Source organism: Paenibacillus sp. Y859 (assembly GCF_056786405.1).
Genome location: NZ_JBXCIZ010000002.1, coordinates 560,735 through 574,498, shown reverse-complemented (window position 1 = coordinate 574,498; position 13,764 = coordinate 560,735). Strand labels below are relative to the sequence as shown.

General features: G+C 39.9%; 14 protein-coding genes and 1 other annotated feature. Of the genes, 3 read left to right on the top strand and 11 right to left on the bottom strand.

The features are described 5' to 3' along the window. Nucleotides 1-34 precede the first annotated feature (34 nt). A complete protein-coding gene (locus AC1TO8_RS07725; RefSeq protein ID WP_482055000.1) occupies nucleotides 35-649 on the bottom strand; it encodes a genetic competence negative regulator in 615 nt (204 codons plus the stop codon). Nucleotides 650-844: 195 nt separating this feature from the next. Further along, a complete protein-coding gene (locus tag AC1TO8_RS07720; protein ID WP_482054999.1) occupies nucleotides 845-1,204 on the bottom strand; it encodes a hypothetical protein in 360 nt (119 codons plus the stop codon). 92 nt (nucleotides 1,205-1,296) lie between these two features. Here AC1TO8_RS07720 and AC1TO8_RS07715 point away from each other — a divergent pair, with 92 nt between their 5' ends. Next, on the top strand, nucleotides 1,297-2,175 hold the full coding sequence (locus AC1TO8_RS07715) for a polysaccharide deacetylase family protein (RefSeq protein ID WP_482054998.1): 879 nt from the start codon (nucleotides 1,297-1,299) through the stop codon (nucleotides 2,173-2,175). A 71-nt stretch (nucleotides 2,176-2,246) separates the two neighbouring features. Here AC1TO8_RS07715 and AC1TO8_RS07710 read toward each other — a convergent pair whose 3' ends face one another. Genes AC1TO8_RS07710 through AC1TO8_RS07700 form a run of 3 tightly spaced genes read right to left on the bottom strand, consistent with a single transcriptional unit; the run spans nucleotide 2,247 to nucleotide 3,990 of the window. After that, nucleotides 2,247-3,068, bottom strand: coding sequence for a metallophosphoesterase (locus AC1TO8_RS07710; protein ID WP_482054997.1), 822 nt, complete (start codon nucleotides 3,066-3,068; stop codon nucleotides 2,247-2,249). After that, nucleotides 3,065-3,394, bottom strand: a complete 330-nt coding sequence (locus AC1TO8_RS07705; protein ID WP_482054996.1) for a hypothetical protein — start codon at nucleotides 3,392-3,394, stop codon at nucleotides 3,065-3,067. Before AC1TO8_RS07705 ends, AC1TO8_RS07710 begins: the two co-directional genes overlap by 4 nt. Continuing rightward, nucleotides 3,391-3,990 (bottom strand): CPBP family intramembrane glutamic endopeptidase, encoded by a 600-nt coding sequence (locus AC1TO8_RS07700; RefSeq protein WP_482054995.1) that lies wholly within the window; start codon nucleotides 3,988-3,990, stop codon nucleotides 3,391-3,393. Before AC1TO8_RS07700 ends, AC1TO8_RS07705 begins: the two co-directional genes overlap by 4 nt. A gap of 55 nt (nucleotides 3,991-4,045) precedes the next feature. On the opposite strand from AC1TO8_RS07700, the gene AC1TO8_RS07695 reads away from it, so the two are divergent. Both AC1TO8_RS07695 and serA read left to right on the top strand, forming a co-directional pair. Beyond that, complete coding sequence (locus AC1TO8_RS07695) at nucleotides 4,046-4,960, top strand: hypothetical protein (protein WP_482054994.1); 915 nt, start codon at nucleotides 4,046-4,048, stop codon at nucleotides 4,958-4,960. Between the two features lie 171 nt (nucleotides 4,961-5,131). Beyond that, nucleotides 5,132-5,361: a binding site (T-box leader), on the top strand. Between the two features lie 159 nt (nucleotides 5,362-5,520). After that, the gene (gene serA, locus AC1TO8_RS07690) at nucleotides 5,521-7,113 is read left to right on the top strand and encodes a phosphoglycerate dehydrogenase (protein ID WP_482054993.1); all 1,593 of its coding nucleotides are present in this window, start codon (nucleotides 5,521-5,523) and stop codon (nucleotides 7,111-7,113) included. A gap of 106 nt (nucleotides 7,114-7,219) precedes the next feature. Here the strand turns inward: serA and AC1TO8_RS07685 are convergent, their stop codons facing one another. The 6 genes from AC1TO8_RS07685 to AC1TO8_RS07660 all read right to left on the bottom strand — a co-directional run bounded on the left by AC1TO8_RS07685 (nucleotide 7,220) and on the right by AC1TO8_RS07660 (nucleotide 13,760). Next, nucleotides 7,220-7,381: a hypothetical protein gene (locus AC1TO8_RS07685; protein ID WP_482054992.1), complete on the bottom strand. Its 162-nt coding sequence runs from the start codon at nucleotides 7,379-7,381 to the stop codon at nucleotides 7,220-7,222. Between the two features lie 627 nt (nucleotides 7,382-8,008). Then, a complete protein-coding gene (locus AC1TO8_RS07680; RefSeq protein WP_482054991.1) occupies nucleotides 8,009-9,442 on the bottom strand; it encodes an ATP-binding protein in 1,434 nt (477 codons plus the stop codon). A gap of 1 nt (nucleotide 9,443) precedes the next feature. Further along, nucleotides 9,444-10,160, bottom strand: a complete 717-nt coding sequence (locus AC1TO8_RS07675) for a response regulator transcription factor (RefSeq protein WP_482055256.1) — start codon at nucleotides 10,158-10,160, stop codon at nucleotides 9,444-9,446. A gap of 128 nt (nucleotides 10,161-10,288) precedes the next feature. Next, the gene (gene ccsA, locus AC1TO8_RS07670; RefSeq protein ID WP_482054990.1) at nucleotides 10,289-11,545 is read right to left on the bottom strand and encodes a cytochrome c biogenesis protein CcsA; all 1,257 of its coding nucleotides are present in this window, start codon (nucleotides 11,543-11,545) and stop codon (nucleotides 10,289-10,291) included. Next, the gene (gene resB, locus AC1TO8_RS07665) at nucleotides 11,542-13,236 is read right to left on the bottom strand and encodes a cytochrome c biogenesis protein ResB (RefSeq protein ID WP_482054989.1); all 1,695 of its coding nucleotides are present in this window, start codon (nucleotides 13,234-13,236) and stop codon (nucleotides 11,542-11,544) included. The genes ccsA and resB overlap by 4 nt, the downstream gene beginning before the upstream one ends. Continuing rightward, a complete protein-coding gene (locus tag AC1TO8_RS07660; RefSeq protein ID WP_482054988.1) occupies nucleotides 13,233-13,760 on the bottom strand; it encodes a redoxin domain-containing protein in 528 nt (175 codons plus the stop codon). Before AC1TO8_RS07660 ends, resB begins: the two co-directional genes overlap by 4 nt. Nucleotides 13,761-13,764 lie beyond the last annotated feature (4 nt).

Genomic DNA, 13,764 nt, shown 5'->3' with positions numbered 1-13,764 from the left:
TACTCCTCCATCTCAAACCTTAACTGATATAATATTATTCCTGACGAGCGAAATGGTGGCAAATCACTCGAATCGCATCTTCTGGCATAATTATTTTACCATATTCCTCAAGAACGGCCTCAGTGGTTGATATAGACTCTCCAAACTCAGCTAAGACAGCAATCAATGATGGATGCTTATCCTCGTCCAAATCTCCTGGCTCTAAATACAACACCCATTTATCATTATAGCTATACAGTTTTCCAGCCTCTGTAATATTCCCTCGAAGAACATGAGCAGCTTCAATCAGTATTTCAAAATCGTTAAAAGCATATACAATAGTATCACTTTCTTCAAGTGTAACTTCCATTTCATATACATCTTCTGGAATTTCATCTTCACCGTGATTAGTATATTGATGCTGATCGTATTTCCCTCGAGTCACGATGACAACCATCCCCTGGGCGGGCAAGGCGAACACTTCGACAGCCAAAGGCCCCGTAGCATCGAAACCGACTTCATTATATGCTTGATCCATCATGTCAGTAAATAGTTCATGCACCTTCGGTATTTCTTGCCACATGTCTTCCTTCTGGATGCCGCGCTCGCTAAGATCATCAAACGTTAGGAAAATCCGTATCTTATCTGGACTTAAACGTTCTATTTTCATGACAGGATCCTCCTTTGCAAGCAATGAGATATAACAAAATATGATGTCTCATTTTAATTGTGCTGAAAATAGTTCTTATGTAAGTATCGTATCATTTTCTTTTCATAAATGCACGTTATAAAAAATAAAAAAAAAGAACCATTTAACCTGGACATATCTTGCCCATTAAATGATTCTAAATTCAAGCCACTTTTCCTATAGACCTGGTATAACCGTGTTTGTCTCTTTAAGAATCATATCTACTTCGTATTTGACCTCTGGATTTCCTTTAATGAAATCTTTAAGCATCTTCATATTGGATTCCTTCGAATCGGTCTGTGTCTGTAATCCGGATGTTGCGTTTGTTTCATACGTTGAATTGTGGCTTGTGCCCATCGTGGGGCCTTCACTTTCACGATCACCGCCAAGATTCATGCCCATCATTGTGAAATCCATCATTTTTCCTTTTGCCTTATCTGCCATGTGACTTATGGAACTATTCTGAGCGTTCTTGGACATCATGTTGGTTGCTGCTGCACCAATGACAATACCCGTTAAAAGTGACGAAATTTTCACATGTATAACCTCCTTATATGATAGAATCAACGCTAGTATTTACATAAAGTTAAAGACTCATACGGTTAATTATAGGAAAGTGAGATGACATCATGACGAAACAAATAACGACCCTTTTTCTTATTTGTACCTTCCTAATTAGTGCTTGTAGTAACTCGAACGAAGGATTATCGAATTCTGATACAGATCAAGGTCAATCGTCCCAAGTACAAGATGAAAGTAAAGCTACACAGAACTCAAGTCTAATTACAAAAGAAAAAGTGCCAACACTCATTGAAAAGGAAGATATTACCGGCACCCCCGAAACGGTACAAGAACCAACCATTGAATTGACCTATCATATGAACAAAAATTATGACATTATTCCTAACGATGAAGAAGCACCAAAGAAAGTTGTTTTACTCACTTTCGACGATGGACCAAAAGATGTAGATATGATTAACAGCTTGATTGATACACTAGACAAGCATCAAGCAAAAGCTATCTTCTTCGTGAACGGCTACAAAGTGAAGGAAAATCCAGATTTGCTAAAACTTATTCATGACCGTGAGCAAATTATTGGTAATCATAGTTGGGATCATATTGTCTTGAAGAATAAGCCCGAAGCAGAAGTGAAAAAGCAAATTGAAGATGTTCAAAAAGTAGTTTCAGATATCATTCAAGAAGCTCCTGTATTCTTTCGTGCCCCTCATGGTGCAGGTGGGGATGTCGCTAAGAAAATCGCCAGCGACAACGGAATGTTATATATGAATTGGTCGAATGGTTCATTAGATTGGGAAATGAAATCATCTGATCCAAATCATACAGAAGCCATCATTAAGAACGTTACTGACCAACTTCACTCTGGTAGTAATATTCTTATGCACGAACTCCCATGGACTGTCCAAGCTTTAGAGGCTTTGTTAACAGAACTTGAAGTGAGAGGTTATTCTTTTGTGGATCCTCGAAGCATTGAGCTGCAAATGCGTTAAATCATTGTGGATTGAAATATGTAAAGAGCACATCTTATAAGTTCAGTACTGAACTTATAAGATGTGCTCTTTTATTTAGACCGCAACGTAATCAGGTTCATTTCAGCAGGACAGCGAAATCTCAGAGGAAGGTGTCGATATCCAAACCCTCGACTGATAAATATCGTTGCTGTCTTTATTAGCGCATGTGGTTGTTCCCAATGGAAGAAGCCACTAGGAATATTTCGGTAACATTTATCTAAATGAATGGGACCAAAAAAAGGGAAAATAATTTGCCCTCCATGGGTGTGTCCAGATAATGTCAGATCAGCAGGTTTAGTAGAATAACGATTAATCCATACAGGATCATGCACCAGTACAAGGCGACAAGTATTCACTTCATTTAAAGGGAGTTTCGGCAGAGATGAGTATGACCTTTTACGAATACGAGGATAATCGACTCCGGTTAACCATATATGAGACCCATTCTTTTCTAATTTGACATTTCCATTTATTAACAGACCCACCCCACACTGCGTAAGAATACTATCCAGAGATACGACATCTGCTTTGTAATCATGATTACCATGTACTGCGTACACAGGAGCAATACTCGATAATAGTCGCATATTTCTTTCCACACGTGAGTGAGGGACACCCTTCTCCATCATATCCCCGCCGAGAAATATCCAATCAACCTGACCTTTGAAAGTCACCAATAGATTCTCCGGTAAATTCCTGCGATGGATATCCGTAATAAAGAGAATGACGCTTCCATCAAATGAGCTTGGGAGTCTATTCATCTCTATTTCCACAGGTATAACTTGGTTACGGATAGCTTCATTATACATTTGACAGACAAGAAATAACGTCACTAGAGCAACAAAGCTAGATACCCAGATTAAAACTGTCATCTCCAAATCTCTTCCCATGGCGGTGCATCTTCTAATCCCCACCACAATAAAGCTGCCGTCAACATCACGAACAGAAAAATAAGTGTATTCAGAAAAATCCTACTTATTTTAGCATTGTTGGTGTTATACGTTTCCAAACGGGAAGGAACATGATCATCTTCAGTTAACACAGACTCATCCGTTGTTAAGTCGTGTACTGAATCTCGACGTCCCTCATTTTTACTTGAAACTATCCGAAACCATAGTTTCTTCCACTGTTTCTTCTCCAACTTCCCCTCAAGCCGACGTTTCTTCTGAGTTTCCACCCTACTTAATCCAGTACTCATTCTTCCCTCCGAAAACGAATCATTAATCCTGCAATCAGATCTATTAAGAAATGACATAGTATTGGAGCCCACAGTGTACCTGACTGGATATAAATAAATCCTAAACCATAACTGCTAAGAAATACCCACCCCGTAGGAAGCCAATGTCTCAAGTAGCGAATATGAATGGCTGCGAATATAATACTGGTCCAATAAGGCCCAATCGCATACTGAATCGCTCCACGAAATAACAATTCTTCACAAATAGCTACTATTGCAGCTATACAAATAATATGCCACACAGGACGTTTACCGAATAACATGTCATTGATACCGCCATCATCCATAGCGGATTCCGGCATAATTCTAGATAGAAAAAAGTCGATAATAAGCATGCAACCAGCTAATCCAAAACCCCACGCCATAAAGTTGCCATTTTGTTGCAAAGAAAATAGGTCAAACACACTTCTTTTCTGAAAAAATACCCAGATGATGCCGATAAACAAAGTAAGGGCTTGCGTTATGTAAAGATTGATCAGCAACAACTGATCGGTTAATTGATCCGAGGATACTTGTTTAATTTTTATTTTCGGTACTTTAAATTTAAATTTTTTCATTTCGTCCTGCCTGTCCTATATATTGTCTTATTTTTATGAAAAGGAGAATTTAATTATGAAAAAAGGTTCTTATCGCGTCGAATTGTACTTCAGCTTGACATTCATTCTTGTACTTATTTTGATATCTGCGGCTTTCTTGTCGGGCGTCCAGTTAGGGGCTAGCAAAATAGAATCCAAGTATGAACAGCAAAAAATTGCACCCTCATCACCCGAATTTACCGATTCATATCAGCAACAGGATTTAGTTACATTCTATCATACCGTATTTCTACCCTATCGAGAATTCAAATCTGAATGGGTCCAGCAGATTGACAAAATTAGTCGAACCGAAGATGCAACAAACATCAATAAAATTCTGAAGCAACTCCGTACTCTTGCCGATGAGAAGTACAGCGCCATAACCAAGACAACGATGTATTCCTCTTCACCGTTGCTTCAAGAGGCACAATCGGAATTCCTTAAAAGTATTCGTCTGTTCGGAAATGCTGTAGATAGCACTTCCTTATCTTCAAGTATACATAACAGCGAAGCATTATTGAAGCAGTTGAAACAAGATACTTTGTATAAAAACGGTGTGAATTATGGTCTTCTCGGTCAAAAGAAATACTATACTTCCATGATCAAGTGGAGTATCAAGGTAGATTCATCGCTTTCTAAAGAGTATGACTTCACCAAAGATCCTTCTTTCTCCTTATGGGAAAGCTATCCGTTAATTGTAAAGAACGCAGCTGTATCTTCCATATTAATGAACAAGTCTTTGTATGTAGCATACGATCCACAAGATTTGACCGCGAGAATAGATCATATGATCCAATCAGGTAATGCGGATTCTATGAAACTTACTTCCGTTGAAGCAATTATTAATTTACTTAATAATACTGACGCTGTAAAAGAGAATGATTTCAAGAAATGGAAGGTCAAATACTATAGTCAAGAACTACTTCCTCAATTATCTTTCTTTTATGAATAAATAGGTCTACTAAATTTAATAGTAACGAATCAACAAGACTAGTATTAAGAAGCATATCGAATAATAAGGGGGAATTCAAGTTTCCCCCCTTTATTCAGTAAACAGACTATTAACAGATCATGCTATTGACAATACTTGTGACACCATGATACATTATGAAAAATTAAGTTCAAGAAATCGATGATGGAAAAAAGATATGTTTAACGTCTTCAGAGAGTCGGTGTCTGGTGCAAACCGATGGCAAGAACCTATCTTAGCATTCCTGAGAAATTGCATTGAAGATACGTAGGTGCAATCGGATAAACTCCGTTATCAGTTATGGTCTTTTAGAAGACCATTTGAGGCTGCTATCATATTGGCAGTGAATTAGGGTGGTACCACGAACAACTTTCGTCCCTTACTACGCAAGTAGTATGCGGATTGGAGGTTTTTTTGTTACTTTTACACCTTTATCGAAGCACCGCGTTGCTTCAGTAACACACGGTATTGCGGAATATGTCTAAACTAGACATGTTTCTAATTATATTCATGCTTCAGACATATTAAGGAGGAAAGAAATCATGTATAAAGTACTCGTATCGGATCCAATCAGTGACCTAGGAATTCAGAAATTAATGGATTCAAGTGATGTTACCGTTGTAAAGAATGTTGGTTTAAGTGAAGATGAATTAGTAGCTATCATCGGTGAATATGATGCACTATTAGTTCGTAGCCAGACTACTGTAACTGAACGGATTCTTACAGCAGGCACGAATTTAAAAGCTGTGGGACGCGCAGGAGTTGGTGTAGATAATATCGATCTAGATGCAGCTACAAAACGAGGGGTCGTCGTTATTAATGCACCCGACGGAAATACAATTACGACTTGTGAGCATACCTTTGCGATGATGATGGCGCTAGCCCGTCATATTCCACAGGCTTATGCCAAGACCATTTCTGGCACATGGGATCGTAAGACCTTCATTGGTGTAGAACTTAGTGGTAAAACATTGGGTGTACTTGGTATGGGTCGAATCGGTAGTGAAGTCGCTAAACGTGCTAAAGCATTCGGAATGGAGATTCTCGCATTTGATCCATTCTTAACTGCAGACCGTGCAGAGAAAATGGGAGTTCAATTGGCTTCTGTAAATGATATCATCCTGAACGCAGATTTCATGACCGTTCACACACCATTGACACCAGAGACTCGTAATATGATTTCACGTCCACAATTCGAAGTGATGAAAAAAGGAATGCGAATTATCAACTGTGCCCGCGGTGGTGTAATTGATGAAATGGCCTTAGTTGAAGCTATTGACCAAGGAATTGTTGCAGGCGCGGCCTTCGACGTATTCGAGCATGAACCACCACAAAGTGATCATCCTTTCCTGAGCCATCCTAAGATTATCGTTACACCTCACTTAGGCGCTTCAACCATTGAAGCTCAAGAAAATGTCGCAATTGATGTATCTGAAGAAATTCTGCACATCCTGCGCAATGAACCATTCAAGAATGCCGTTAATATTCCTCCGGTTGCATCTAGTGTCATGAAAAAGCTTCAGCCATACTTCTCTCTTGGTGAGAAACTAGGGCGCTTTGCGGCACAAATTGCCAATGAGGCCATTAGTGAAATTCATATCGACTATGCAGGTGATTTGTCTGATGTGGATACATTGCCATTAACACGATATATTGTGAAAGGTGTTCTATCACATCATTTGGGTAACGAAGTGAACATCGTTAACTGTGCTCACCTTGCCAAATCACGCGATGTGAACATCGTAGTATCCAAAGCACCCAAAACGAAAGGGTTCACTAACCTTATTTCGGTCACTCTAAAAACACAAAACAATCAAGATCGTCTTGTTGCTGGTACGCTACTTCACGGCTACGGAGAACGTATTGTATTGCTCGATAAATACCCAGTTGACATTGCTCCAGCCGGAAATCAAATCTTAATCTCACACAACGATAAACCGGGAATTATTGGACTCGTAGGTACGCTCCTTGGTGAGAACAATGTCAATATTGCCTCCATGCAAGTAGGTCGTACACTTGTTGGCGGTGCTGCCCTTATGATCCTAACTGTAGATAAGGCTGTCTCCAAAGATGTCTTGATCAAACTTGCCGCTCTACAAGAGGTCAATACTGCTCTTGAAATTGTTCTGGATTAAGCTACAAACATTGATGTATGCTACCGCTACGATGACGGATTGTCCTTCAGAGGGCAAAGCATATGCTTACGAAGTAGCTTTCCTACGGAAAGCTTGTAGGCGAACGCTACCGCTTCTCCAGGACTATTCCGTCACCTGCGACTTCATCCAACTCAATTTCTATTATTTTGTGAAATAAATTTATATTAATAAAGGCGACTTCCCATTCCATCGTGAATGAAAAGTCGCCTTTATTTATGTTCTTCTCTAGCTTTAAGTGTTTGACCATTTCGATAAGATCTGATTGTAGTTGTACTCAACTAAACCTTATTCCAGTCTTAATCCGTTATGAAGTATCTTAAGAACCACCTTACTGCCGTTCTATAACGCTAACATCAACTGCCGTTTGGTACAAAGCCTGCAATAGCGCATCCTTTTTCTTCTTGATCTAGATATCTGATCCAAATTCCTACAATAATACATCTATTAACCTATTAAAGCGAGAAACTCCCCCACTTATGATTAAATACCTGCGTAATCGCAGGTATCTTCATACTATCGTTGGTATCGAAAGAAAAGCCTGCGCTTTCGCTGGAATATGACAATCATCTGAACAAGTAGGTTGGACGAATGACTCCTTCAGATGCCGTGATCGTAAAGACAATCGGTCACCGTGACAGCACCTATACTAACGTGTGTGGACTCTTTCAATAGATCATTTGAGACGGCTCCCCGGTCCACAAGCTACCTTTTGAATCAAACACATCGGATTCCTTATCCACCGTGCTAGGACGTAAATAGACCATGTGAGGCCTCGCCCTCTACATGGTCTATTTGTTCCACGAAGAACAAGATTAATCTTTCTTCTTCTACAAAAAAACACCTCAAAAAAGAGGTGTCATCCAATCATATTTCATTATTTCCGATATTCGACAGGAAGCCTTACGATAAAATTAGTACCTGCACCCAACTCGCTTTTAACTTTGATACTGCCATGATGGGCTTCAACAATACTCATGACGATAGAAAGTCCAAGCCCAGTCCCCGCAGATTCTCCACGAACACGAGCCTTATCTGCTTTATAAAATCGTTCAAAAATAAAGGGAATGTCTTCTTTCGGAATGCCAACACCTTCATCTTTAACTTGTATTTGCAAATACGAGGTGTGTTCGCCTTGAACTCGCTCAGCTACAATGTATACACTTTTACCAGTCGGTGTATAACGGAACGCGTTATCAAGTAAATTCGTCATAATCTGCTCTAACTTATCTTCATCCCCCGTTTGTATATTCAAATCATCTGAACGTTTCTCGTAATAGAGGTTCAGATGATAATCCTTTGAACGAACAGTGAACTTGCGATAAATACGTTCAAGCAATTCATCAACGTCCACAACGCCCATCGCTATATCGGCATGTCCAGCTTCCATACGGGCTAGAACTAGCAAGTCTTTAACAATTCTCCCCATACGCAGTGACTCATCATGAATCACTTGGATCAATTCTCGGCTTTCTTCTGGGGAGGTTGCCATTCCGTCCAATAATGCTTCACTATAACCTTGCATCATAGATAACGGAGTTCTAATTTCATGAGACACATTTGCAACAAAATCAGTACGCATTTTCTCCAAGCGAACTTCCTCCGTCACATCACGCATCACAGCCACTGCCCCGCGAATATCATCATCCGAATACAATGGAGTCATTATAACAGACCATACATCCTTCTTAACATGTACCAAAGTACTACAATCTCCACTTCCACTAAGCGTCATATTAAATAACTCATCTAAAGGTTGTGGTACTTCTAACGTCCGTTCCCGATGAATATCCGTAGATTCATAGTCCCAATCAATACTTCGCCAGAGTTCAGTAATACGATGACCTGGCGGATTGGTCAAAATAATTTTACCGGAATTATCAAAGGTGATGACCGCATCACTCATACTCCTTAGGACGCTAGCTAAATGTTCCTTCTCTTGATTTAGGTTACGAATGTTATCTTCGAGTTCTGCAGCCATATGATTAAATGTATTGGCCAACTCCCCAATCTCATCACTCGCTTCAACGGATACTCTTGTTCCATATTCCCCTTTACGAATGGCATCCGCGGCGCGAATTAACTTCTGCATCGGTTGAGTAATTCTAGTAAGGAGGAATAACCCGAAAAATGTCGTCATAGAAAAACCCACAAGTGATGTATACATAAATAAGCGCTTAATATCACCAGAGTTAGCAAAGTTGGTATCAATGTACGGCAACAAAAATAAACCAAGCGTAATAAGCACACAAGCGACTAAGCAAATAATAGTAATCCACAGTTTACCGACAAGAGATCGCCATAAATTCAATTTATTTCGCGACCTCTAACTTGTAACCTACGCCCCACACTGTTGTAATCATAGTCGCTGACTCTGGAGATACTTTATTTAGTTTCTCTCTTAGTCGTTTAACATGAGTATCCACCGTACGGAGATCCCCAAAAAACTCATAATTCCAGACATCCTTTAACAGCTCTTCTCTAGAAAATACTTTATCAGGTGAAACTGCCAAATAATGCAATAATTCATATTCTTTTGGAGTAAGACTTACTTCCTCTCCACCGGCAGTAACACGGTGTGCATCATGCTCAATAACCAAGTATGGAAACACAATGTCATTATTAGATAAACCATCTTTTGTTAAATAGGCCGTAGTGGAGGAGCGTCGTAGAATAGCCTTCACACGGTGAATTACCTCACGTGGACTAAATGGCTTAACGACATAATCATCTGCTCCAACTTCAAATCCTTGCACGCGGTTTATTTCTTCTCCCTTTGCTGTCAACATTAAGACAGGCGTTGATTTCACTTGTCTTAGTCGAGTGCAGACTTCAACTCCATCTATACCTGGAAGCATTAGATCTAGAATAATCAGACCGTAATCTGTTAACATCGCTTTTTGAAGAGCTATTTCTCCATCTTCAGCTTCGTCAATTTCATATCCCTCTTTTTCCAAATACATTTTAAGCAATCGCCGAATTCTTTCTTCATCATCTACAACCAATATTCGAATCAATTCATCTGCCATCATCAACAACCCCTTAATTTTCCTACTGATTCTTCCTTAAAAGACAATTATAACGAAAATCCGTTTCAACATTCAACATCAAATGTGAAACGGATCTCAAAAGGACCATTCAATCTGTGAGAAATGACTCAGTCCGTGCCTGCATAGGAGTGTAAACCGGCGATAATTAGATTAACTCCTACCAGAGTAAACATAACGATAATAAAGCCTAAAACAGCAAGCCAAGCAGACTTACGTCCTTGCCATCCACGTGACAATCTTAAATGTAGATAGGCACTATAGAACAACCATGTGATGAGCGCCCATACTTCCTTCGGATCCCAGCCCCAGAAACGTCCCCATGCAATTTGAGCCCACATCATTGCAAAGATGAGCGCCCCCAGAGTAAAGATTGGAAAACCGATAGCGATTGAACGGTACGTAATCTCATCAAGATCATCTGGATCAAACCCTTTGAGTAAAGGTTGAACAGCCTTTCCAATCGATTTGCGAAGAATAAGTCGGACTAATGCATATAGTATGATACCCGCTAATACTGCCCAAATAACCGTATTCAGCTTTCTACCAGCATTAATTCCATTCATCCACGACGGTGCCTCAAATAAAGGAGCATCCATCCCAAGGAAGGATTGATAACTCTCTACCGAACTATCATGCGGCGATACAATGGGAGGTAACTTATACTCCACACGGGAAATCGTCGTCGTCGCATCTTTACTATTAACAGCTTGTTCTTGTGTAAATACGGATTCATATCCACCTGCCCGGAAAGCAAAAGTAGCAATAATAAAGCCAATAAGGATAATGATAGAAAAGAACGTAAATTCTACACCACGCTGTTGGCGCCGTTCTTTCTTATCATGACTATTGAAGTCAACCGTTCGAAGCAAATACATAAATCCAGCCGCGAAACCAATCGCAAAGAATGATTCACCCAATGCAGCCATCGTTACATGAACTGCCAACCACCAGTGTTGAAGCGATGGAATTAGCGGTTGAACTTCCTGCGGAAATACAGCGGCGTACGCCATAATAAGTATCGCAATAGGAACAGAGAAAAGTCCCAAAACTATTTTTCTATATATGAGATATATAATAGTGTAAGCGATCATAATCATCATAGCTAGAGTAGACATGAACTCAAACATATTACTGACAGGGATGTGCCCTGAACCAGCCCAGCGGAAGAAGAAATAAATCAAATGAGCAGCTAATCCCAAAGAGGACGCCCAGAATGAGATTTTTCCCCATTTCTTCGTATGCAATATCGGATCACGATTTCTCCAATTACGTCCCATAATAGCTATTCCGTACATTATGAATGCTAAAGAATATACCAAGAACGCAATAGTGAAAAATATACTGCTGACATCTAAACGACTCATGCTCGATTTCCTCCATTATCTAGGGACTTTTCATCCACTTCAATATTCATTGTTCGTAAGAGTGCTTCAATTTCCCTCCGGATGCCGAACCAATTCTTGTTCGTGTGCCCCGCTAGAGTTAACGCCCTTTCATCGATACGGATCCAGATCCGACGATGCTGCCAGTAGAACCCGAGAATTAGTCCAAGCATAATGATTGCAGAGCTTACCCAAATAAATGGCATCACTTTATCTATCCGTATGTTTAAATACGTTGTCGACATGGAGAAGTCTACGTTACTCATGCCTTGCACGTCCAATTCGAGTGTATTATATTCTCCAGCTAGTTTCTGATTAATAATATCTTGCTGGAATCGTTGCTTATCCACCTGTTTAGGGAAATAAAAATAGTTAATGCCCTCTTCTGGTAAATTAGGACCCTTCATCACAAATAGAAATGCTGGGGCATTTGCAGTTGGAGATATCGAAATCGGCTCTCCACGTTCATTCATCCCGAAGTCCATATATCTCTCTACTAGTTTAAGATTGTACTTCCCTACTTGATAACTCCGCTCTGGATCACGAATATCCAATTTGAACTGACCTAGTATTTCACCAGTCTTAGTCTCAACTAAAGATGGTGTAACGGATCTTAAAATCGGTGTCATGTCAAAATCGAATTGATACGCCATGAGCCCCTTATAATTCAAAGGATCATTCACTTGAATCGGATGACGGTCTACTTCGACAAGCACAGGTTCCTTAGACGGGTCATTGCAATCCGAGGTACATTCATACAGAATCGCTTGCGTTTCAAATAATTTAGGGAGTATTTTCCCTTTTCCCTTAAATTCATCAGGGAGGTCATCTTCTGTGTAGTACTCTACAGTAAATTTATCATTCTCTAAATAGTAAGATGTGCCTGGAATGGGTACGATCTCTCCTTCAGGAAAAGATAAATGCTCATCCATATTTAAGCCAGGAAGTCCACGAGCAAGTATCGCCAGTAAGAAAATAATTAATCCAATATGAATAACATAGGGTCCCCATCGACTAAAGCGCTGTTTCTCTGCTAGTAAAGCACTTCCATCGGTATGTACACGATAGCCCTTTTTCTTAAGAGGTACCACAATCCTATTAATCCATTCTTCTCCGTTATTGTCCTCTAATTCTGTCTGATACACGACTTGCTGTCGAGTCATAAACTGCATATGCTTGCGAATCTTTCGTTTCGAAAGTGCCTTGTATAAGGGCAACACACGATCTAGACTACAAATGACGAGCGAAGCACCAATCATGACAAGCAGTAAGACAAACCACCATGACTCATACGTATGTGATAAGCCTAACTTATAATAAATCGTTCCAGCCGTTCCATATGTCGCTGGATAATACTTCGCTGGATCAATATTTAAGAACGTACTCTCCTGTGGGAAGATCGTTCCAAGCATCGAACCAAGCAAAGTAAGAATAATCATATATACGGCGATCTTTACCGAACTAAAGAAATTCCAAATGCGATCAATATAATTGGGTCTACTACGTTGGGAACGACGAGCCATCCCATCATATCTCATCTCTAACAATTGTGTAGATTCTTGATCTTCCTTACTTAAGGGCTTACCACAAGCTTCACATAGAACTGTTCCAACAGGGTTTTGATGACCACATTCACACTTCGTATTCTGAAATGATAATAATTCTTGGATCATCGGGTATTCACCAACTGTTCGATTTCATAATCTAGAGTACCTAGATCAAGTTCTCCAGAACGAATATTCCTAACAACCCCAGCCGAAGATACGAAAAACGTTGTGGGTAACGGAGAGATTCCATAGCTCCTAACAGCTTCTCTGTTGGGATCCAGTAGGATCGGAAAGCTAATTTTGGTCTGTTTCACAAAATTCTCCACAGACATGAGATCTTCACCCGCATTAATACCAATCACAACGACATTCTTGTCCTTCCACTTCTCAGATTGCGCTTGTAGTGCAGGCATTTCCTTCACACATGGCTTACACCATGTTCCCCAGAAATTAATGACCATAGCATTCCCTTTATATTCATCAAGGTTGTGAACCTTACCATCCAATCCTAATAGATTAAAGGAGGGGGTACTACTACCTACCTCAGGTTTTCCTTCTGATCCATATACATTGGAGATGATGGCATATCCCCCGAGAATGAGAATCAGAAGCAAAATAACAACCTGAACTTTTTTTCTCGACTTACCCAATTTC

Excerpts from the sequence above, each read along its gene's own strand:
- ccsA (WP_482054990.1), bottom strand. The coding sequence starts at position 11,545 with ATGAGTCGTTTAGATGTCAGCAGTATATTTTTCACTATTGCGTTCTTG.
- serA (WP_482054993.1), top strand. The coding sequence starts at position 5,521 with ATGTATAAAGTACTCGTATCGGATCCAATCAGTGACCTAGGAATTCAG.
- AC1TO8_RS07725 (WP_482055000.1), bottom strand. The coding sequence starts at position 649 with ATGAAAATAGAACGTTTAAGTCCAGATAAGATACGGATTTTCCTAACG.
- AC1TO8_RS07715 (WP_482054998.1), top strand. The coding sequence starts at position 1,297 with ATGACGAAACAAATAACGACCCTTTTTCTTATTTGTACCTTCCTAATT.
- AC1TO8_RS07675 (WP_482055256.1), bottom strand. The coding sequence starts at position 10,160 with ATGGCAGATGAATTGATTCGAATATTGGTTGTAGATGATGAAGAAAGA.
- AC1TO8_RS07710 (WP_482054997.1), bottom strand. The coding sequence starts at position 3,068 with ATGACAGTTTTAATCTGGGTATCTAGCTTTGTTGCTCTAGTGACGTTA.
- AC1TO8_RS07700 (WP_482054995.1), bottom strand. The coding sequence starts at position 3,990 with ATGAAAAAATTTAAATTTAAAGTACCGAAAATAAAAATTAAACAAGTA.
- AC1TO8_RS07695 (WP_482054994.1), top strand. The coding sequence starts at position 4,046 with ATGAAAAAAGGTTCTTATCGCGTCGAATTGTACTTCAGCTTGACATTC.
- AC1TO8_RS07685 (WP_482054992.1), bottom strand. The coding sequence starts at position 7,381 with ATGGTCAAACACTTAAAGCTAGAGAAGAACATAAATAAAGGCGACTTT.
- resB (WP_482054989.1), bottom strand. The coding sequence starts at position 13,236 with ATGATCCAAGAATTATTATCATTTCAGAATACGAAGTGTGAATGTGGT.
- AC1TO8_RS07705 (WP_482054996.1), bottom strand. The coding sequence starts at position 3,394 with ATGAGTACTGGATTAAGTAGGGTGGAAACTCAGAAGAAACGTCGGCTT.